The following is a 23,248-nucleotide window of genomic DNA, read 5'->3' as shown; positions in this document are numbered from 1 at the left end:
GAAATTGATTACTCTGAGGTAATTTCATCAAGTGATAAATTGAAACTTGGGACAAATATTTGCATAAAATATTCCATTTCGGGACTACTTCGCTCAGATAATGTCTTCTTTAACCGTTGTTCCGCTAATTTGAATTCATTATTGCCAGCACTTAATTCTTCTATTGTTTTTAGATAAGCGCACAATGCATCAGCTTGTTTAACGATATGCTTTTCTTGCTCTGAATAATAATCATCATTAATTAATGGGCGAAAATCATCTTGTAATTCTTCAGGTAACATAGCAATTAATTTATTTTGAGCAATTTTTTCAATCTTTTTATATTCAACCGTTATTTGTGGATTATAATACTTAGTAGGTGTAGGCATATCGCCAGTCAATACTTCTGAACTATCATGATACATTGCTATTAATGCAATACGTTCTGGATTGACGTTACCGTTAAATTTACGATTTTTAATAATTGCTAGTGCGTGTGCAACAAATGCGACTTGTAGACTATGTTCAGATACGTTTTCTGTTCGAACGTTCCGCATTAATGGCCAACGATTAATCAGTTTTAATCGCGAAAGATGTGCAAAAAAGTGGCTTTGATTTACTGTCATGGTTTTCACTTTTATTTAATAAATAAAAAAACGCTTCCATTTTATTACATGAAAGCGTTTTATCAGAAAAAAGAAGCAAAATTAAGCTAACACTAACGATTGTGTTGTTAATGCAACTGGTACAGATTGAACATCATCAAATGTCACCATTTCCCATGCTTCTTGCTTAGCTAATAAAGCTTGTAATAACTGATTATTTAATGCATGACCCGATTTATAACATATCACTTGAGCCAACATATTATGACCACACATATATAAATCACCAATGGTATCAAGCATTTTATGTCTTACAAATTCATCTTCAAATCGTAAACCATCTTCATTTAGTACGCGATAATCGTCTACCACTATCGCACAATCAAGGCTACCGCCCAAGCAAAGACCTTTCGATTGTAACATCTCAATGTCACGCATAAAACCAAATGTTCTGGCACGACTAATCTGGCGGATAAATGATTCTGAAGAAAAATCAATCTGATAACGCTGAGAACTACTATCAATTGCCGGATGATTAAAATCAATAGTGAAATCTAATTTAAAACCACTATATGGTCTAATTTCTGCCCATTTATCACCATTTTCAACACGAACCATCTCTTTAACACGTAAAAACTTCTTAGGCGCAGATTGCTCTTCAATACCAGCATCCAATAATAAGTAGATAAATGGGCTAGCACTGCCATCCATAATTGGAATCTCGGGTGCATCAACTTCTATAATTAAATTATCAATACCAAGACCAGCTAAAGCAGCATTAATGTGCTCTACAGTCGAAATACGAACATTATTTTCATTAACGAGACATGTACACAACATTGTATCACGCACTGATTTGGCATCTACCGGAAAATCAACGGCTGGATTTAAATCAGTTCGACGATAAATAATTCCTGTATTATCCGGCGCAGGGCGTAACGTCAGTGTCACTTTCTTACCTGTATGTAAGCCAACACCGGTCGTTTGAATTTTGCTTTTTAATGTTCTTTGTTTCACTTTGCACCTATTGTTTCGCTATAATAACGCTCTTAACTATTCGACAATAACTTTATTCAAAAGTTCCCATTAATCCGCTTGCTTACGCAAAAATGCCGGAATATCTAGATAATCTTCTTTACTTACCGCGGCATTAGTTTGATCATTTACAACTTGTGCTTGTTTTGCTTCTTGTGGAAGCGGAGTCGCCGGCGCAGCCTGATGATAAATCGGTCTTTGTGGAATTGTCTGCACTATTTTGACTTCTGGACGTTTGTCCATACCGATACCAGTCGCAACCACTGTAACACGAATTTCTTCACTCATTTCAGGGTCAATTGTTGAACCGACTACAACGGTAGCATTATCTGAAGCAAATGCTTGAACAGTACGTCCTACCGTATCAAACTCTTCCAAACTTAAATCAAAACCGGCGGTAACATTGACTAATACGCCTCGGGCACCTGATAAATCAATATCTTCTAATAATGGGCTAGATATGGCCATTTCCGCTGCTTCTTCAGCGCGATTGTCACCCGATGCTTTACCCGACCCCATCATGGCATAGCCCATCTCTGACATAACCGTTCTAACATCAGCAAAGTCAACATTAATAATACCTGGTTTAGTGATTAACTCAGCAATGCCTTGCACTGCCCCCATTAATACACCATTAGCCGCAGAAAACGCATTTAAAAGTGTAACACCACGACCTAACACTTTTAATAATTTATCATTAGGAATTGTAATTAGAGAGTCAACATGTTTAGCAAGCTCAGCAATACCTTGCTCAGCAAAAGCCATACGTTTTTTACCTTCAAAACCGAATGGTTTTGTTACAACAGCAACCGTCAAAATACCTAATTCTTTAGCGATTTCAGCCACTACAGGTGCTGCCCCTGTTCCTGTTCCGCCACCCATACCTGCAGCGATAAAAACCATATCTGCACCTTCTAATGCACTGCGGATGACATCGCGATCTTCTTCAGCTGAAGTTCTGCCAACTTCGGGATTTGCACCTGCGCCCAAACCTTTAGTGATATTGCTACCAATTTGAATTGTTTGACCCACTTTGATTCTTCTCAAAGCTTGTGCGTCCGTGTTAGCTGCAAAAAACTCTACACCTTCAATATGTTCCGTAACCATGTGTTCAACGGCATTACCACCGCCACCGCCAACACCGATAACTTTAATAACTGGCTCATTTGATGCAACCATAGGTTCAAACATAATTACTCTCCAAATTTACGTACTCTGCGCGTATAAAAATCGCTCTGCGGATATATTACAGTTAAGCGTAAGTAAAGTCACGCAAAGAATGAATTAATATGATAAAAAAAAACCTAGCTAAAATTCCTTCTTAAACCAACCCGTTAAACGTTTAGCTAGTACTTTAAGTGATGACCGATTTCTAATATCGCTATCATCATTTAATAAACTTTGTTTTCCATAGTGTAAAAGCCCAACAGTCGTTGAACAATAAGGTTTTTGCACATAATCCGTTAAACCAGAAATATTTAACGGATACCCAATTCTCACTTGGTTTTGAAATACTTTCTCTGCACATTCAACAATTCCTTTAATTTGTGCAGCCCCACCGGTTAATATTATACCTGCGGCTAACTGATGTTTAACATTTTGTTGTTTTAAATTTTCTTGTAATACTGTTAACTCTTTTTGCACTAATGATAATAATTCGATATAACGGGGTTCGATAACATCTGCTAAGGTTTTACGCTGTAATGTTCGGGAAGGTCTACCACCTACACTTGGCACATCAATGACCTCATCTTTACCGACTAATGCACCTATTGCACAACCATATTTAATTTTAATATTTTCTGCATCCATTGGTGGTGTACCAAATGCGTAAGCAATATCGCTGGTTACCACATTACCGGCATACGGTATTACAACCGAATGTCTTAATGCTCCACCAGTATATACGGTAATGTCCATGGTACCACTTCCCATATCAATCACACATGCCCCTAACTCTTTTTCATCATCTGTTAAAACCGCATCACTCGAAGCTAAACCAGAAAAAATCAACTGATCTACTTTCAGTCCACAGCGTTCAACTGCTTTAACAATGTTCTTTGCCATGTCATTATGACAAGTAATTAAATGAACTTTAGATTTGATTCTTACCCCAGATAAACCGATCGGATTTTTAATACCTTCTTGTAAATCAATAGAATATTCCTGTGCAATCACATGCAAAATTCGATGCTCATCTAAAATGCGTACTGACTTTGCCGTATGAACCACATTTTCCACGTCATCGCTACTGACTTCACCTTCAGCTATTGGCACCATGCCAATTTCATTTTGACAACGGATATGCTTACCTGATAATGCAAGATAAACGGAAGAAATTTGACAATCAGCCATTAGTTCTGCTTGATCAACCGCTCTTTGTATTGATTTGACAACTGATTCAAGATCATTAACGCCACCTTTGTCTACCCCTTTTGAAGGACAATGACCTACGCCGATAATATTAACAATACCATCCGGTAAGACTTCACCAACAAGGGCAAGCACTTTCGATGTCCCAACTTCCAGTCCAACTACTAACTTTTTATCTGTTGCTTTCATACTTAGCATATCCTAATTATGATTCAATTTTCTGTCTTTTAACAGCAATGCCATTGTCATAGCGTAAATCGACTTCACTGATTCGTTCATTTCTAGGAAGATCAGCTTGAATATTTTTGAAAAAACGGACAAATCGTTTAAATCTATCCCCAATATACTCTCTTCCTAATGTTACTTTAATATCTTTATTATTTGCACAAACACCCTTAAAACATGGTTTTAACAATAATTGCCATGCATTACGCTCATCTGCTAAAGCTATATCAATATAAATTTGATAATCTCTTTTAGATAATTGATTAGCGATTGCTTCTAATTGTCTATAATTATCTAAAATTATCTTTTCTTTACCGATCGGTCCAAACAATCTCGGTAAATTTTCTTGTATTTGTTCGTCAGGTACATTAAATAAATTGCCATCATCATCTAATAAAAAGACCTCGTTCCAATAGAATTTAGGTTTAAACTCAACAATATTCACAATTAAACGATCTGGCCACTGCTTACGAACACTTACTTGTTTTATCCATGGTAAACGTAAAATTTCTTGTTGGATACTATCAACATCTTGACCAATATAGGTATTAGGTAATCCTAAATCCATGATAGCCTTACGTACATCTTGTTCCGTAGTAAATCGTTTATCACCCGTTAAGATCAACTGAGATAAAATAACTCGTTCAGGATCATCAATCCAACTCTTGACAGTTATTACACTCCAACTACAAGTTACGATCACTATAACAAAGAAAATAAAACCTAAAAATTGCTCAAAATCAGCAAACATAAACACCTTTTTTTTCCTGATATCTTTTCTTTGTGCTGCTTGCTGTGGTTTCTTCATATCAAAATATCTTTATATGTAATGTATCAAAGGTTCTTTAGTATGTTTGTAATAACAAAAATAATGCCATTTATAACTAACAAATCTGTCAAAATCGTATTCATCACTAAGTCATTACAGTCATCGTCTTAATATGACGATAATTCATAAAAAATTCAATATTTTTATATACTTATAATATCTTGAATATGTATTTTAAAAAAGTTTAAGCAAAAAAATTGAGTTAAATTTTTGCTAATAATAAAATTTGATAAACTAAATCATCAAATGACCAACCATATTGTTTAGCTGCCATCGGCACTAAACTATGATTAGTCATACCTGGTGCCGTATTCACTTCAAGTAAATGTGGTTTACCTTCGTCATTAAACATCACATCAACACGTCCCCAACCGCGACATCCAACCGCTTGATAGGCTCGCAAAGCTAATGACCGTAGCGCTTGTTCCTGTTCAAAATCAAGCCCACTTGGGCAAAAATACTGTGTTTCATCCGATAAATATTTTGCATTATAGTCATAAAATGTTGCGCTTGGTTTGATTCGGATTGATGGCAGAACTTCCTCACCAACAATAGCAACAGTATATTCAGCACCGGATAAAAATGATTCTACCATCACTGCATTATCATATTGAAAGGCTTGGTTTAGTGCTTGCTTCAATTCTTGTGGGGCATTCACTCGGCTCATGCCCACGCTTGAGCCTTCATGACTTGGCTTTACAAATAATGGTAAACCTAATTGATCAACAATTTTTTGAACATCATAAGGTTGATCTTTCTCAATCATCACATAATCAGCTATAGGAAGATTTGATGATTGCCATACCTGTTTAGTTTTTAACTTATCCATCGTTAAAGCAGAAGATAAAACATCACTACCTGTATAAGGAATATTTTGATATGTCAAAATAGCCTGTGTTATACCATCTTCTCCACCACGTCCATGTAGCGCAATAAAAGCTTTGGTAAAACCATCGTCCTTTAATTGCATAATTGAATAATCTTGAGTGTCAATACCATAAGCATTAACACCTTTTGCTAATAGCGCTTTTAAAACAGCTTGGCCAGATTTTAAAGAAACTTCACGTTCAGCAGAAGTTCCACCAAATAATACTGCGACTTTCTCCGCCATTATTTGTTACCCTCTAAATAAGATTGTTCTGAAAATAAACCAGTAGCTGATAAATTGCGTGCAATTTTACCAACACTTCCTGCACCTTGAGTTAATAATAGATCGCCACCTTTTAAAATCGATGCCATTACTTCTGGTAACATTTGTAAATCGGAAACATAAATTGGATCAATTTTACCTCGATTACGAATCGTTCGACATAGCGCCCGACTATCTGCACCCGCTATCGGTTTTTCACCGGCTGGATAGACATCCAACATAATCAATATATCCACTTGTGATAAAACATTGGCGAAATCATCGAAGAGATCACGAGTTCGTGTATAGCGGTGCGGTTGAAATAGCATCACTAATCGTTTATCACTCCAACCATTTCTTGCAGCCTGAATGGTGGCATTAACTTCACTTGGATGATGACCATAATCATCCACCATCATCACTTCTCCACCAGCTGGATGCGCAAAGTTACCCAAGAAATCAAAACGACGGTTTGTACCACCAAAATTCGCTAATGCCGTTAATATTGCCTGATCATCAATGCTATCCTCAGTAGCAGCAATAATTGCAGCTGTTGCATTAAGCGCATTATGTTTTCCTGGCGCATTAAGATCTACAATTAATTCTGGTAATCCTCGACGACATACCGTAAAAAAACTACGATTTAATTCTTGTCGATAATCTTTAATAACAACATCTGCATTATTATCAAAGCCATAAGTAATAATTTTTCGACCAACAATCGGTAACAGTTCACGATTGATTGGATCGTCATAACACATAATCGCTAAACCATAAAAGGGCAAATTACGTAAAAAAGAAATAAATGTATTTTTTAAATTATCGATATTTCCTTTATAAGTATCCATATGATCCGCTTCAATATTAGTAACAATCGAGACCATAGGTTGTAAATGTAAAAAAGACGCATCACTTTCATCTGCTTCAGCAATAAAATAGCGACTATTACCTAAGCGTGCATGAGTACCTGCCGCTTTAACTAAGCCACCATTAACGAAAGTTGGATCCAATTTTGCTTCTGCATATATTGCTGTTACCATCGCAGTAGTTGTAGTTTTGCCATGAGTTCCGGCAATTGCAATACCATAACGGAAACGCATCAATTCCGCTAACATTTGTGCGCGTTGAATAACAGGAATTCTTGCTTCAATCGCAGCAATAACTTCAACATTATCCGAAGAAATAGCTGAAGAGATCACCACCACGCTGGCTCCCAAAATATTTTTCGCATCATGACCAATAATAATTTGCGCGCCTAAGCTGGCTAAATGTTGTGTCACTTGATTTTCTGCGATATCTGAACCGCTGATGTAATAACCTTCATTAGCTAATACTTCAGCAATTCCCCCCATACCGGCCCCACCAATACCAACAAAATGAATATGTTTGACACGTTTCATTTCAGGGATCATCATTCTCAATTGAGCTAATTGTGTTGCATTAATATTCATGTTTAATTCGTTCATTTAATAAAGTTATCAATAATGTAATATCATTTCCCTATATGTTACGTAATTTGCTTTACGCAACACACGCTTTAATTGCTTGAGCCACTTGTTCTGAAGAATCAGTTATTGCTAAAGAACGTGCTTTTGTTGCCATTTCCAATAATTTTTTATGATCAAGTGTTGTTAATACTTCAAGCAAATTTTCAACGGAAAAATCCCTTTGTTCAATTATCACTGCTGCGCCGACATCTTGTAATGGTTTTGCATTCCAATACTGCTGACGATCTTTATGCATAAATGGCACAAAGATCGCTCCCAAACCAACTGCTTCGATTTCGCTTACTGTTAAAGCCCCACTGCGACAAATAACAATATCAGCCCAATTATAAGCTTCAGCAACATCATTGATGAATTCAATAACACGATTTTCTGTCAAGTTTATACCATCATAAGCAGATAACACTGCATCTTTAGCTCCTTTTCCAGTTTGATGGCAAATAATATAATTTTTTGCTAGCTGTTTAAATGCTTTTGGCACGATATCATTTAATATTTTTGCCCCTTGACTTCCCCCCATAACCAATATTCTAATCGGTCCGGTATGTTCAGCTAAACGTAGATTTGGTTCAGCTAATGCTAACACATCTTCACGCACTGGATTCCCTACTACTTTGGCATCTTTGAACGCTGAAGGGAAAGCTTGCAAAACCGTAGTAGCAAACTTTGCTAACCATTTGTTTGTTAAACCAGCAACACCATTTTGTTCATGCAATACAATGGGAACACCACATATCTTAGCGGCTAATCCACCGGGACCTGATACATACCCTCCCATACCTAACACGACGTCAGGTTGATAAGATTTAATAATTCGTCGTGCTTGCATTACAGCTTTCAATATCCGGACTGGTGCCAATAATTTTGCTAAAATTCCTTTACCTCGAATACCTGTTATTTTAATAAAATCAATTTCGATACCATATTGTGGTACTAACTGTGCTTCCATGCGATCAGCTGTGCCTAACCATCTTACTTGCCAACCCTCTTTAATGAGTTGTTGTGCGACAGCTAATCCAGGAAATACATGGCCCCCTGTTCCACCAGCCATTACTAATAATTTTTTTGTCATTTTACCGCCCTAACTCGTGCTTGGATGCCTTCTTGACGAAACTCAAAATCAATGCGTAATAATATTGCTACTGCCAAACACATAATAATTAAACTCGAACCACCGTAACTAATAAACGGTAATGTTAAACCTTTGGTTGGCAACATCCCTGAAGTAACCCCAACATTCACAAAAGTTTGAAAACCAAACCAAATGCCAATTTGGCATGCTAAATAACCAGAAAAAAGTGAATTAACGCTTAAAGCCCGATAACCTATAGAGAGTGATTTAAAGGTTAAGAAAAATAACAAAGCTAAAATACACACCACACCAATAAAACCTAACTCTTCGGCTAAAATTGCAAAAATGAAATCAGTATGAGCTTCAGGTAAATAACCCAATTTCTGTACCGAATTACCTAAGCCCTTGCCCCAAAATCCACCATACCCCATTGACATTAAGGAATTAGTTAATTGATAACCTGAACCTGATGAATCTTTCCATGGATCAAGAAAGGTAGTAAAACGTTTCATTCGATATGGCTCAAATAGAATCAATAATATCATTGAAAAAATTCCATTAGCCAGTATAGCAATAAACTGCCAAACTCGAGCTCCAGCGATAAATAAAATACCTAATGTAACAAAAAACAATACGATTACCGTCCCCAAATCTGGTTGTTTTAATAAAAGAACCGACAAAACTGACATGACGGTCATCGGTTTAAAAAATCCCCAAAAACTACTTTGAACTTCACTGGTTTTGCGTGACAGATAGCTAGCCAAATAACAAAATAATGCTAATTTAGACAGTTCAGCAGGTTGAAAATTAAATATACCTAATGGTATCCATCGCGACGCACCTTTTATTGAAGACCCAACAAACAGAACAACAACTAACATTCCAATAGTAATTAATAGTAGCGCAATACTTGCTTGTTGCCAGCGTAAAATAGGAATATATAGCACTAAGAGCATAATACTTAATGCAATACCCAACTGAATAAACTCACGCTGCGTATAAAATAACGGGTTTGCCTCACTGATTGACATTGAAGCTGACGTTACCATAATGACACCAAATATGATTAAACCGATGATTGTCCATAACAATGAACGATCATAAAGAATATTTTGTGCATCAACATATTGCCGAACATGAAATAATCGCATTTAACCATGCTCCTGGGCTAAACTAGTAAATACTTGACCACGCTCAATATAATTCTTAAATTGATCCAAACTAGCACAAGCTGGCGAAAGTAGCACTACATCATTAGCTTTAACAAGCTTTGCTATCTCAATGATTGCGTCAGCCATCGTATCTACAACGGTTGTCACTTCAGGTCTCAATTTTGCCAATAAAACTTTATCACGACCAAAGCAAAAAATCCTGATTTGGGGTCTAATTAAATGGGGTAAAAGTGGGGTAAAATCTGCTGCTTTACCATCACCACCCAGTAACAAATATAATGTACCGCTACATACCACACTCGTTAATGCTGCTACTGTACTACCAACATTGGTCGCTTTTGAATCATTTATCCATATTACACCGCGGTTTTTAAATACCAATTCAAAACGATGCGCCAGACCTTTAAAGTTAGCAATCGCAGGTAGACTATTTGCTCTATCGATATCCAAACAATCAGCGATGGCAAGTGCGGCTAATGCATTAAGGTAATTATGAACACCAATTAATTGCATATTCATCGTATCAAGTACTTTTTGATTATCAACCATTAAATACCGCAATGTAGGATCTAAATGATATCTACCATTATGCAAACCAAATTCAATACAGTTCGCATCCTTTGGCTCATTAGTTGGGTAAGTTAATTTATCGTCATGATTAACTATACAATTGTCCGCAAGCCGATAGATGCGTTGTTTAGCTGCGGTATATTGCATGATTCCTTCTGGATAGCGATCCATATGGTCTTCAGAAATATTTAAAATCGTTGCTACAGTGGCTTGTAAGCTGGAGGTTGTTTCTAACTGAAAGCTTGATAATTCTAGAACAAAAACAGCATAATTCTCATTCAATAATGATAAAGCTGGTTGACCAATATTCCCACCAACACCAACATTTATACCGGCTGCTTCAACAATTGCTCCGACCAAACTAGTTACCGTTGTTTTACCATTTGCACCGGTTATTGCAGCAATTTTTCTATTTTTTAGTTGATTAACTTCACGGCAAAACAATTCAATATCACCAACGATTTCAATGCCTTTAGCTTGCGCTCGTACTAATTCCGGAGTTGATAATGCAATTCCTGGGCTTACAACAATTAAATTAGCGTTAAGTAACCAATTGGAATTCAAACTACCTAAATGATATTCAACTCGAGGATCAAGCTCAGCTAAACCATTTGGGTTTTGCCGGGTATCTATAACTTTTGGTATCACATTTTGAGCAATAAAATAATTAACACAAGACAAACCGGTGACACCGAGTCCAATTATTACTACATTTTTACCGTGATATTTACTCATTTTATTGCCTTTACTTCGTTATCGTTATATTTTTATTTTTTTCAATAACTAATTGTGACTATCGTGTTACTTTTTATACCTAACTGGATTTATTTTACTCATTACCGCAATTTTAAAGTGACTAATCCAATTAAAACTAACATTAATGATATTATCCAAAACCGTACAATAACACGTGGTTCTGGCCAACCTTTCAATTCATAATGATGGTGGATTGGTGCCATGCGAAAAATGCGCTTCCCTCGCAATTTAAAAGAACCTACTTGTAAAATGACGGATAAGGTTTCAATGACAAAAATACCGCCCATAATAACTAATAAAAATTCTTGTCTTAATAAGACTGCGATAATACCTAATACCCCGCCTAGCGCAAGCGAGCCAACATCGCCCATGAAAACCATAGCAGGATACGTATTGAACCACAGAAATCCTAATCCAGCACCAACAATTGCCATGCAAACAATCATTAACTCACCACTATGACGGATATAGGGAATATGCAAATATTCAGCAAAATTTACATTACCGGTCGTCCATGAAACTAATGCAAAACCACCAGCAACAAATACAGTTGGCATAATGGCAAGACCATCCAGACCATCGGTTAGATTGACAGCATTACCCGCGCCAACAATTACAAAATAGGTAAATACTATATAAAACATTCCTAATTGTGGCATCACATCTTTGAAAAATGGTAGAACTAAGGCTGTAACCGCAGTATCTTTACCATATACATACATACCAAAAGCGACGAGTAACGCTATGACAGATTGCCAGAAATATTTCCAACGAGCTATCAATCCGCGAGGATCTTTACGTACCACTTTTAGATAATCATCGGCAAATCCAACTAATGCAAAACCAATTAAGACAAATAACGTAACCCAAACGTAAGGGTTAGACAATTCTGACCATAATAAAACCGAAATAGTGATTGATGAGACAATTAATGTTCCACCCATTGTCGGTGTACCTTTTTTGCTTAGATGACTTTCTGGTCCATCATTGCGCACAACTTGCCCAATTTGTAATTTTTGTAACCAATCAATCACTCTCTGTCCCATCAACAATGATATGATCAAAGCGGTTAATAATGCAAAGATTGCTCTTACCGTTAAATAAGAGAATACATGAAAAAAGGAGATATATTTGACTAAATAATTAAATACCCACGTTAACATAATCTATTCCTGATTATTCACAATAATTTCTATGATTTCTTCCATTTTGGCACTACGTGAACCTTTAACTAATAAAGTCACATATTGCTTTTCCTTTAATAATTTCAATAAAAATGAACATACTTCGGATTTACTTTTAAAATGATGACCAACACCGCTAAACCGACTAATAAGTTCACTATTGCTACCGACACTTACCACACAATCTATTTGCGCATGTTTAGCTTCTTCGCCTACCTGTTGATGACATTTTTCAGCATCTTTACCTAATTCAGCCATATCACCGACGACCAATACACGATAACCCGATTGTTGAGCTAAAACATGGATAGCAGCGGTCATCGAACCCACATTAGCATTATATGAATCATCAAGGATAAGTTGTTTAGCATTTAAAGCGATAGGATAAAGTCGCCCTTTAACGGCGGTTACTTGCTCTAAACCTGCTTTAATTTGTGTTAAATTAGCACCAACAGACATCGCCAATGCAGCAGCAGCGACAGCATTAGAAACATTATGCAAACCTATTAACGGTAAACGGATTGTCATCTCGCCATTTGGCGTATGAAGTACAAATGTAGAACCATCTAGCTGAACTATTGATTTAGCATAAAAATCAGCATTTTCATTCTGCAATGAAAAAGTATAGATGACATAATTTCTTACAGCATCAAGCCATTTTGGTGAATAACTATCTAAATTTATTATGGCCGTACCATCCTCGGTTAATCCTTTAAAAATTTCCCCTTTAGCTTGCGCTACCCCTTCTATTGAACCAAATCCTTCTAAGTGTGCTGCTGCAATATTATTAATTAAGGCAGCTTGAGGTTTAACGATTTGGGTAGTATAAGCAATTTCACCGATATGATTTGCGCCCAGTTCAATTACGGCAAATTTATCATTTTCGGTTAAACGACATAAGGTTAACGGTACTCCGATGTCGTTATTAAGATTTCCTTGTGTAAATAAGGTCTGACCACATTGCGCTAAAATAGTCGCTGTCATCTCCTTTACAGACGTTTTACCAGATGACCCTGTTAATGCAATCACTTTTGCTTTTGATTGTAATCTTATCCAAGCGGCAACTTGTCCAAGTGCCTGATGGGTATTTTCAACTACGATTTGTGGTATGTTTTCATCGATGACATATTCAGTCAGCGCTAATAAGGCTCCTGCAGCTATACTCTGTTTTACAAAATGATGACCATCAAATTTTTCACCTTTTAGCGCAATGAACAAAGCACCAGATGATATTTTTCGCGAATCAATGGTTATTGAATTGATGAACGCTTGATCATTGCTAATGGCAATGGATTGTCCATTAACGACTTGTTGCAATTGGGTTACCGTTAATTTCATCATAGTCATATTCCCAAAAGCCGACATACAGTTTCTCTGTCAGAGTAATGATACTTTTGCTTACCAATGATTTGATAATCTTCATGACCTTTTCCTGCAACCAAAATAATATCTTTTTCTTGTGATTGTGTAATTGCATAAGCAATAGCTTGTGTTCGGTCTTTAATAATTTGCCATGTCATTAATTTTGTAAATCCTTTTAGAATATCCGCTACAATCTCATCTTGATCTTCAGTGCGTGGGTTATCGTTAGTGACAATAATATTATTAGTATACTGCTCAGCAACTTGAGCCATCAAAGCACGTTTACCTTTATCGCGATCACCACCACAACCAAAAATCACCCATAGTTTACCATGACAATGTTCTTTGGTTGCTGATAGTGCTTTATCTAATGCGTCGGGTGTATGAGCGTAATCAACAATAACGGTTGGTTTATGTACGGCAGTAAAAATTTCCATACGCCCACTAACTGGAACTAAACGTGCTGCAGTATCGACTAATTCTACAAATGGATAGTTAAGTGTTAACAATGTAGCAAACGCCAACAATAAATTAGAAACATTAAACGCTCCAAACAATGCACTAGATAATTGAGCTTTACCATAACTTGATTCAAGTTCAATAGTGATACCTTTATCATGATAAGATACTTTCGAAACACCAATATAAGCTTTGCCGAATGTTTTAATAATCGATAAGTTTTCCGGTTTAGATGAAACCACCACAACATCATTTAAAACAGAAATCCATTGTTGTCCAACCACATCATCATAATTAATAATTCGTTTACCGGGGCTTTTTACAGCACTTTCTTCTGCATTCGGAGAAAAAAGTGACCACTTCGCTTGTTGATAATTTTTCATGGTTTGATGAAAATCGAGATGATCACGACTTATATTAGTAAACACCGTAGCAGCAAAAGTGATCGCTTTTACGCGATCAAGCACTAAACCATGTGATGAAATTTCCATCGCAACCAATTTCACATCATTTTGATAAAAATCAGCCAAATATGCTTGTATCTCCACTGGAGATGGAGTTGTATTTGCTGATGGGGTTAAATGATTATATACACCATTACCTAGGGTTCCTAAAACAGCTGTTTTTTCACCTAATAACTCAACCCATTGTGCTATTAATTGGCTAATAGTAGTTTTACCATTTGTGCCGGTAACACCAACAACTCGTAATTTCTCCGAAGGATGATCATAAAAATCATCGGCAAGCGCTGACAAATATTTTGATAATTGATAAATATAAATCAATGGTGTGTATTTATTTTGTTGAGTATAAAAACCGATTTTTTTATCCTGCTGTTTATCATCTGTTTCAATGAGTACGGCAATGGCGCCAGCAGCTATCGCTTGTGGTATAAATTCCTTACCATCAACCGTGTAACCTGGTAAAGCAATGAAGATATCGTTAGGTTTAATCAGGCGACTATCCATTTTAAGTTGATTAATTTTCTCTGCCATATAAAATGACATCATGCCTACCTGCTCAACCGGTAGTTCAATATTGAAATAATGAATTAATCTTTGTAAATCATAATGCGCCATACTTAAGCCATCATCCATTGTTAAATTAAATATTTTCTTTAAATGATAAATCACGCTATGTTTGGTTTAAAGTTAACCAAATTCTCATATTATATCGTTAATACATCAATCAAACGGTTAAATACCTCAAAATTAGCTATCGTTTACATTAGTAACTTAACTAACTTAATATACCTTAAGGTGTCATTAATTACAGAAATAATATTTACCACTCCGCCAAATTTAATCTAGTTAGTAAATTATGACAAAAACTTTAGTATATCTAATCAAAAATTAGTACCGAATGTTTTTATTATCTTGTTTACGATCGGGGGCAACATTCATCGTTCTTAAAACCCCACTCATAATACGGCTAAATACTGGAGCCGAAACTGTACCACCATAGTATTGTCCCGCTTTGGGATTATCAATAATAACAACTAATGAATACCTTGGTTTAGATGCGGGTGCAATGCCTGCAGTATAGGCAATATATTCATTCACATATTTACCCGATGAACCTAATTTTTTAGCTGTTCCGGTTTTTACCGCCACGCTATAATCAGGAACTGCCGCTCTAACACCACCTCCCGTAATCGCTACCGATTCCATCAATTTAACAACTGTTTTCGCTATTGATTCGGATACGACTCTTTGTCCTTCAACCGGTTCAGTGACTTTTAAAATGGATACGGGTTTATAGACACCATAACTACCAATCGTTGCATAAGCTCTGGCTAATTGTAATGGGGTTACCATTAATCCATAGCCAAATGCATAGGTAGCTCTTTCAATATCAGACCATTTTGCCCGATTTGCCGCTATCATACCATTTGTTTCACCACCAATACCCAATCCAGTTGGTTGACCTAACCCAAAACGGGAATAAAAACCTACCACTTCATGCGGGTTCATTTTCAATGCCAATTTACTCACCCCAACATTACTCGATTTTTCTAAAATTCCCGCCAAATTCAACGATCTTTGATAAGATACATCTTTTACTTCAAAGCGATTAACATAAAAAGGTCGCGTATCAATAATTGTATTTAAATCAACTATTTTTTTTTCTAATGCTGCCATTACAATTAATGGTTTAACCGTTGATCCTGGTTCGAACGCATCGGTCACAGCACGATTTCTTAGTAAACTGGCATTAATCTGTGAACGATTATTTGGGTTATAGGAAGGATTTGTTGCCATTGCCAACACTTCACCAGTATTAATATCAATTAATACTGCCGTCCCACTATCCGCTTTATTAAACTTAACTGCATTTTCTAATTCACTAAAAACCAGTGATTGTAAACGTTCATCAATACTCAAGACTAAATCGTTAGCAACTTCACCATCAATATGTTGTAGTTTTTCAATTACTCGACCAAAACGATCGCGACGAATAACGCGCTGTCCCGTTTCACCAATTAGTAAATCGTTGTAACTTTTTTCAATACCTTCGGCGCCACTTTCAATACCATTTTCGACATTCGTTAAACCAATTAATTGCGCGATACTGCTACCCAAAGGATAGAATCGTTTTGACGTTTTATTAAAATTAATTCCTTTCAATTTAAGTTGTTTTAAATAATCAGCTTGTGTTGGTGTAATCTGTTTAATTAATGGCACAAAACGCACTTTTTCTTGGTCTAATTTTTGTTGTAATTCCGATATAGGAACTATGACACTTTTCGCTAATTCTTGCCACTTAATGTTGGTTGGATCCACTCCCCCGGATTGTTTTACAATTTTGGGATCAGCCCATACATCATACATTGGCACACTCACAGCTAATGCCCGTTCGTTACGATCAAGTATCATAGCTCTGGGTACATAAACGTTTTGGTATCTTAAAGAACGTTTATTACCTTCAGCAATCAATTTATCTGCATCAACTAATTGCAACCAAGCTAACTGTATTATCAACGCCAACAAAGCTAAAAATATTACGCCATATACAACGTAAAAACGCCATTTCTCAAAAGGCTTGTTAGCAACAGATTTTAATCTGAAAACTTTCATTATTCTTTCTTAATCACAATAACCGTTTCATTTCTTGGTACGACATATTGCATTCCTAATTGATAAGCTTTAGATTCTATTCGCTTAGGATCAGCTAACACATTTTCTTCAATAATTAAATTCCGCCATTCACTTTCTAACACATCGCGTTCTAACATTAACTGCTCTTGTTGAAATAATTGCTTCCTATTTTGCTGAGTGGTTAACAATACCGTAAATGCTGATACTACTACTAGTACTAAGAGTAACAGAGGTATTTTTTGATACTCGGCAATGTCATCAATAATTAATTTAACTAAACTAAAACGATTTTTAACTGTGGTATTAATCATCTTAGTCGCTCAGCAACTCGCAATATCGCACTTCGGGATCGATTATTGTGATTAATCTCTTCCTGTGTGGGTTTTATTTTACCTAGTGATTTTAATGAACGACTACCATATTGCTTAATTTGTTCTTCTGTTAGCGGTAAACCTTGCGGTAAATCTGGACCTTTATTTTGCTTAGCAATAAACTGTTTAACAATTCTATCTTCCAAAGAATGAAAACTAATCACAGCCAAGCGCCCATGTTTAGCCAATATTTCCAGACTACTATTTAAAGCAATCTCTACCTCTTCAAGTTCACTATTTATAAAGATACGGATCGCCTGAAAACTGCGTGTTGCAGGATGTTTATGACGTTCCTTTATCGGACTAACTTGTTCAATTAATGTGGCCAATTCTTTAGTACGGGATAACGGAGCTTGCTTATTTCGCATCACGATAGCTTGTGCAATCCGTTTAGCAAAGCGTTCTTCACCAAATGTCCTTAATACCCAGGCTATATCTTCTGCATTAGATTGCATTAACCATTCACTGGCAGAAATGCCTTTAGTTATATCCATTCGCATATCTAATGGACCATCACGCATAAATGAAAATCCGCGGTCAGGATCATCTAATTGTGGTGAAGAGACACCTAAATCCATTAAAAAACCGTCAACTTTGCCCATTAAACCCAATTCGTCAATATAATGCCCTACTTTAGAAAATTCGCCATGAATAATGCTAAACCGTGGATCACAAATATGACGTGATTCTATAATTGCCTGTTGATCACGATCGATCGCAATTAACCGCCCATTAGCTCCTAATTTTTCTAGAATAAGTCGTGAGTGCCCCCCGCGTCCAAATGTACCATCAACATAGATTCCGTCAGGCTTGATCGCTAATGCCTCAATCGATTCATTTAATAGCACTGTTGTATGATGATAATTTTGCAGCTCAATATTCATTGTACCTACTAAAGCGTTAAGTGTTTAAGATTTTCAGATAAATTAGCGAAATCTTGTGCAATCATAGAGATATCTTGATTAATTTGCTGATGCCATTTTGCTTCATCCCAAATTTCAAATTTATTCGACTGTCCCACAAACATAATATTTTTATCTAATTGGGCATATTGTCGTAATGTATTTGAGATTAAAATTCTTCCAGCATTATCCATTGAGCATTCCGATGCATGTCCTAATAACAATCTGACAATACGTCGTTCAATTTCATTCATGGTCGATAATTTAGCAAGTTTTTGCTCTATCAAAAGCCATTCTTCAATTGGGTAAAGCATAAGACAAGGATCATGCAAACCAATAGTACAAACCATGCCCTCTAGCATAACTTCTCGATAGCGTGTAGGAATCGCTAAACGACCTTTACTATCTAAGCTGACGGTGATTGCTCCACTAAACATCATCTCTCTTTACCAAAAAGAATAAATTTTATCTTAATAAAATCAAACAGTTAATATTTTGTTATTTTATGCCACTTTTTCCCACTTTTTACCACAAAAAAACAAAAAATGATAGTTATTTTACTTTTTACTTTCGCTGATTCACATTTATAAGAGGCTGGGATATCAATGGTTGACAAGGGTAAATTAGTAGATAAGTTATTAATTATAATAACAATAATAGACATAACCAATAGCATACAGCTGGTATATTCTGCCAACCGTATGGTCATTAAATTATTTAATCGCTGATCCGATCGAATTGACTTCTTCTGCTGTTAAAGGACGATATTCACCTTCTAATACATCTAATTTTAAATTACCAATCTGTTCACGATGTAAAGCGATAACATGATTATTTACCGCAGCAAACATACGTTTTACTTGATGATATTTTCCTTCATTAATGGTTAAACGTGCATGAAATTTATCTAAAATTTCTAATTTTGCAGATTTAGTCAACGCTTTTTCGTTATTAAGTTTAATACCCTGATTAAAAGTAGCTATCAAATCTTCAGTTAACGGACGCGCAACTTCAACTAAATACACTTTCTGGCAATGATGTTTGGGGGATGTAATACGGTGTGACCATTGTCCATCATCAGTTAACAACACTAAACCTGTCGTATCGAGATCTAAACGCCCAGCCGAATGCAGTCTTTCTGGCATCGGTTCATCAATAAAATAAAGAATAGTTGGATGATCGGGATCTTCGGTCGAACAAACATAACCTTGTGGCTTATGTAACATAAAATAACGTTTACTGGTTATATGTTCCAACACAGTATCTTGATATTTAACAACATCAGTCACATTGATTTTTGTCGCACCTGACTTTATCAGTTCATCATTAATCGTGACCTGACCAGCTCGTAGCACTTTAGTAACCAAATTACGACTGATCCCTAAATGATGAGCTAAAAATTTATCTAATCGCATAATAGGTATCTTTAATTACAAAACCGCTATTGTAAATAAAAATTGTCAATCTCTAAAGCCATTTTATCCTGTTATCACAGGAAATAAGCATAAAATACATGTCTTGGAGCTACTAAATAACCATGCCGTTTAAAGCCGACCAGTTAGGTAAAAAAGAAATTTATTAGCTTTAAAGAAAGAAGGACTAATGGCATAAACGGCATAACAAACGAGCACTAATAGCAAATAACCTACCCTAGTTAGGCATCATCTCGCCCTAAATCCACACCAAAGGCGACGATTAAGTCAGTAGCAAACATAAACACCTTATGCCAAGTTAAAAGGCTGCTTACATTAACTAGAAAGTCGCAAAATAGTTGGGCAATAATATTACCATAAATTCTTCAAAAACATCTTTTACCACTAAGATAATTCAGTCAGTCATCCACCAATAACACTGTAGAATATTAAGATTAAAAAAAACCGATAACACCAAGATTTTAAGTAACCTTCAGAAACTGCAACATCTTCCATAGTATGGATTGGTTGTTTTTGCCCTCGACGATCGATTAGCCATTCTAAAACTAAAATCGGCATGCCAATAATTAACATATAAGTAAATAGCTGAGTACAAAAGTTGAACCAACAATTAATATACCGATAAGGGTAAAAAAGATCCAACAAGGTATAAAAAAAATCGATATTTTGATGTTAAAAAAGAAAGATAAAATGAAGTTATAAATACCGCATATAATCTGTATTATTCCTGTTTGAATACCTTCATAACTGTATTCTAAAAATCCATCTGTTATCATTAGAATAAACATTGGAATTAACGAAAAAATTAACATAATAAAACCGCCTATAATTGGTACATCCATTATTTTTATTAAACTAGGTCGATTTGTTTTTAGCGAGATTATCATAATTCGAATTCCTTATATTTATATTGATTTTTATGAATGAAATTAAGAGTTTTTTTGTTAATAACAAGATGACAGTAATTGTATAAAGTACCATTTACTTTACAATCATTTAAAGAGTGGATCAAATATTGATGTTAATTATTTCTTAATGGTTTAAAAATCAAATTCAATTTAAGAAAATGTATTCTAATTCTTCTAGATATTTTTCTAAGACTTATCTTAATTTTCTCTATAATCGCCAAATTACCGATAATATGTGTTATTGAAATGTAATATCACCACTAAGCAAATTCAAAACTTAATGATGATATGCTGAAGGTAAATTAATCGGTTAAGTATCAGTTAACTTAAGGCTATTTTAGTAGTAACCCAGTTAGCCGAAACATAGCATTGTTTTTTTTAAACAATGAAAATTATACTGTTAATTATTATTGGAGTCGTACTATGGCTGGTTTAAATGCTTTCGTTTCGCTTCAAAGTATTGATAGCCTCAATAACGCTCACAGGCAACGTAAATCTTGGTTTAGATCACATTTTGCTATAAAAATTTGATATCAATATACGATAGCAATCTCTATAAAAAAAAGTCATTATTTGTTATGCTAATAAACTTATTTTAGTCATCGGATTTATTATATTAATCAATGTCGGTTATTCCTTTAAGCCTCTATATCCATACTCCTTGGTGCGTACAAAAATGTCCGTATTGTGATTTCAACTCTCACAATATTAAGCAGACATCTGATTATCAGCAATACATACAACATTTATTGGCTGATCTGAAACAAGATTTACCACTTACCCATCAGCGATCAATCCATTCAATCTTTATTGGTGGTGGTACACCAAGTTTATTTTCTGCTGATTTAATTCACAATTTACTAACCGAGATACGAAAAGTAATCGCTTTTGAGCCAAATATTGAGATTACGATAGAAGCAAATCCTAACTCAGTAGATGCTAAACATTTTGTAGGTTATACCCAGGCTGGCATCAATCGTATCTCAATTGGTGTTCAAAGCTTTCAAACTGATAAACTGTCACAATTAGGGCGAGTACATAATCCTCATGAGGCTATCAAAGCAGCCCAATTAGCAAAAACATTGAATTTGAGAAGTTATAATTTGGATTTAATGCATGGATTACCAAATCAATCGTTGCAAGATGCGATGTATGATCTCAATCAAGCGATTAGCCTTGATCCTCCCCATTTATCATGGTATCAACTGACAATTGAGCCAAATACGTTATTTGATTCTAAACCCCCCATTTTACCAAATGAAGATTGTCTATGGGATATTTATCAGCAGGGACATGCTTGTTTAATTGCTAACGGTTATCAACAATATGAAACATCGGCCTATGCTAAACCAGGTTATCAATGTCAACATAATTTGAATTATTGGCATTTTGGTGATTATTTAGGAATCGGTTGTGGCGCACATGGTAAATTAACGCAAGCTGATGGCCGCATCATTCGCACCATCAAAACGCGCCATCCCAGAGGTTATATGCAAGGACGCTATTTAGATAAATCTTATACAGTGCCAAAAGAAGAATTACCTTTTGAGTTCTTTATGAATCAATTCCGCTTGCTGGAACCAGCTAAAAAGTTATTATTTATCAAACGGACGAATTTATCTCTGCTTGAAATTGACAAACCAATTAAGCTTGCAATAAAAAATGGCTATTTAACAGAGGATACACAATATTGGTTTTTAACCAACAAAGGGAAGCTCTTTCTCAATTCATTACTTGAATTATTTTTATAATAAAATAATATCTTAATAGCCTGACAGTGGTATTAACCTAACAAAAATATGCAATTTAATTAAATAATTCAACAAATTAATAAAAAATAGTTTAATATATATTCAGTTATCAATATTCGATCAGGTGTTTATTTTGCATAAATCCACTCTATTTTTTTTGTCTTTTTTAATTTTTATCATTATAGAACCATTGTTAAATGGAATATTTTTTTACCTGTTTATGATTATTGATTATGATGATATGCGGCAATTTACATTTGGTAATTTAACTACAGTGATCTATTTCGCATATTTAATGCTAGCTGTTCCATCGGCTTTAACTGGATTACTGTATGCTATAAGACATTTAAAATGTCACAAGCGAACATTACTGTGGCAAATTCCATGTATAGGATGTGCACTATATTCAATCTATTTATTCATCCTGTGTTGGTTAGATCCAATTTTCTCCAGTTCAGCTATCTTAACGATATCGTTTATCGTGATATTATTTAATATCGCTGCTACTTTCATTTGTACAATTATCAGTA

20 protein-coding genes are annotated in these 23,248 nt (G+C 35.4%); 1 reads left to right on the top strand and 19 read right to left on the bottom strand.

Annotated elements, in window-relative coordinates:
• Positions 1-8 precede the first annotated feature (8 nt).
• The 19 genes from yfbR to FcAc13_RS02580 all read right to left on the bottom strand — a co-directional run bounded on the left by yfbR (position 9) and on the right by FcAc13_RS02580 (position 20,632).
• Positions 9-605, bottom strand: a complete 597-nt coding sequence (yfbR, locus tag FcAc13_RS02670) for a 5'-deoxynucleotidase (protein ID WP_187754648.1) — start codon at positions 603-605, stop codon at positions 9-11.
• Positions 606-686: 81 nt separating this feature from the next.
• Positions 687-1,601 carry a UDP-3-O-acyl-N-acetylglucosamine deacetylase gene (gene lpxC / locus FcAc13_RS02665; protein ID WP_187754647.1) on the bottom strand — a complete coding sequence of 305 codons (915 nt, stop codon included), beginning with the start codon at positions 1,599-1,601 and terminating at the stop codon, positions 687-689.
• 69 nt (positions 1,602-1,670) lie between these two features.
• On the bottom strand, positions 1,671-2,810 hold the full coding sequence (gene ftsZ, locus FcAc13_RS02660) for a cell division protein FtsZ (RefSeq protein WP_187754646.1): 1,140 nt from the start codon (positions 2,808-2,810) through the stop codon (positions 1,671-1,673).
• 117 nt (positions 2,811-2,927) lie between these two features.
• Entirely contained in the window at positions 2,928-4,181 is a 1,254-nt protein-coding gene (gene ftsA, locus FcAc13_RS02655) for a cell division protein FtsA (protein ID WP_187754645.1), read from the bottom strand.
• Between the two features lie 16 nt (positions 4,182-4,197).
• Positions 4,198-5,025, bottom strand: a complete 828-nt coding sequence (locus tag FcAc13_RS02650; protein ID WP_187754644.1) for a cell division protein FtsQ/DivIB — start codon at positions 5,023-5,025, stop codon at positions 4,198-4,200.
• A gap of 223 nt (positions 5,026-5,248) precedes the next feature.
• Positions 5,249-6,157, bottom strand: coding sequence for a D-alanine--D-alanine ligase (locus FcAc13_RS02645; protein ID WP_187754643.1), 909 nt, complete (start codon positions 6,155-6,157; stop codon positions 5,249-5,251).
• Entirely contained in the window at positions 6,157-7,620 is a 1,464-nt protein-coding gene (gene murC / locus FcAc13_RS02640; RefSeq protein WP_187754837.1) for a UDP-N-acetylmuramate--L-alanine ligase, read from the bottom strand. Before murC ends, FcAc13_RS02645 begins: the two co-directional genes overlap by 1 nt.
• A gap of 76 nt (positions 7,621-7,696) precedes the next feature.
• The gene (gene murG / locus FcAc13_RS02635) at positions 7,697-8,752 is read right to left on the bottom strand and encodes an undecaprenyldiphospho-muramoylpentapeptide beta-N-acetylglucosaminyltransferase (RefSeq protein WP_187754642.1); all 1,056 of its coding nucleotides are present in this window, start codon (positions 8,750-8,752) and stop codon (positions 7,697-7,699) included.
• The gene (gene ftsW / locus FcAc13_RS02630) at positions 8,749-9,903 is read right to left on the bottom strand and encodes a cell division protein FtsW (protein WP_187754641.1); all 1,155 of its coding nucleotides are present in this window, start codon (positions 9,901-9,903) and stop codon (positions 8,749-8,751) included. The genes murG and ftsW overlap by 4 nt, the downstream gene beginning before the upstream one ends.
• Positions 9,904-11,229, bottom strand: coding sequence for a UDP-N-acetylmuramoyl-L-alanine--D-glutamate ligase (murD, locus tag FcAc13_RS02625; RefSeq protein WP_187754640.1), 1,326 nt, complete (start codon positions 11,227-11,229; stop codon positions 9,904-9,906).
• Positions 11,230-11,330: 101 nt separating this feature from the next.
• The gene (mraY, locus tag FcAc13_RS02620) at positions 11,331-12,413 is read right to left on the bottom strand and encodes a phospho-N-acetylmuramoyl-pentapeptide-transferase (RefSeq protein WP_187754639.1); all 1,083 of its coding nucleotides are present in this window, start codon (positions 12,411-12,413) and stop codon (positions 11,331-11,333) included.
• 3 nt (positions 12,414-12,416) lie between these two features.
• Positions 12,417-13,775, bottom strand: coding sequence for a UDP-N-acetylmuramoyl-tripeptide--D-alanyl-D-alanine ligase (gene murF / locus FcAc13_RS02615; RefSeq protein ID WP_187754638.1), 1,359 nt, complete (start codon positions 13,773-13,775; stop codon positions 12,417-12,419).
• 2 nt (positions 13,776-13,777) lie between these two features.
• Entirely contained in the window at positions 13,778-15,334 is a 1,557-nt protein-coding gene (gene murE, locus FcAc13_RS02610) for a UDP-N-acetylmuramoyl-L-alanyl-D-glutamate--2,6-diaminopimelate ligase (protein WP_187754637.1), read from the bottom strand.
• A gap of 273 nt (positions 15,335-15,607) precedes the next feature.
• Positions 15,608-17,332, bottom strand: a complete 1,725-nt coding sequence (gene ftsI / locus FcAc13_RS02605; RefSeq protein WP_187754636.1) for a peptidoglycan glycosyltransferase FtsI — start codon at positions 17,330-17,332, stop codon at positions 15,608-15,610.
• A complete protein-coding gene (gene ftsL, locus FcAc13_RS02600) occupies positions 17,332-17,664 on the bottom strand; it encodes a cell division protein FtsL (protein WP_187754635.1) in 333 nt (110 codons plus the stop codon). Before ftsL ends, ftsI begins: the two co-directional genes overlap by 1 nt.
• Positions 17,661-18,596, bottom strand: coding sequence for a 16S rRNA (cytosine(1402)-N(4))-methyltransferase RsmH (gene rsmH / locus FcAc13_RS02595; protein WP_370633726.1), 936 nt, complete (start codon positions 18,594-18,596; stop codon positions 17,661-17,663). The genes ftsL and rsmH overlap by 4 nt, the downstream gene beginning before the upstream one ends.
• A gap of 20 nt (positions 18,597-18,616) precedes the next feature.
• On the bottom strand, positions 18,617-19,063 hold the full coding sequence (gene mraZ / locus FcAc13_RS02590; RefSeq protein ID WP_187754836.1) for a division/cell wall cluster transcriptional repressor MraZ: 447 nt from the start codon (positions 19,061-19,063) through the stop codon (positions 18,617-18,619).
• 276 nt (positions 19,064-19,339) lie between these two features.
• Positions 19,340-20,041, bottom strand: a complete 702-nt coding sequence (rsuA, locus tag FcAc13_RS02585; RefSeq protein ID WP_187754633.1) for a 16S rRNA pseudouridine(516) synthase RsuA — start codon at positions 20,039-20,041, stop codon at positions 19,340-19,342.
• 420 nt (positions 20,042-20,461) lie between these two features.
• Entirely contained in the window at positions 20,462-20,632 is a 171-nt protein-coding gene (locus FcAc13_RS02580) for a hypothetical protein (protein ID WP_187754632.1), read from the bottom strand.
• 958 nt (positions 20,633-21,590) lie between these two features.
• On the opposite strand from FcAc13_RS02580, the gene hemW reads away from it, so the two are divergent.
• Positions 21,591-22,718, top strand: a complete 1,128-nt coding sequence (hemW, locus tag FcAc13_RS02575; RefSeq protein ID WP_187754631.1) for a radical SAM family heme chaperone HemW — start codon at positions 21,591-21,593, stop codon at positions 22,716-22,718.
• Positions 22,719-23,248: the final 530 nt, after the last annotated feature.

The sequence above is a fragment of the Frischella japonica genome (genome assembly GCF_014489845.1).
In the GTDB taxonomy this organism is placed as follows: domain Bacteria; phylum Pseudomonadota; class Gammaproteobacteria; order Enterobacterales; family Orbaceae; genus Frischella; species Frischella japonica.
The sequence above is the reverse complement of the archived record's forward strand: the minus strand, read 5'-3'. Positions and strand labels throughout refer to the sequence as shown.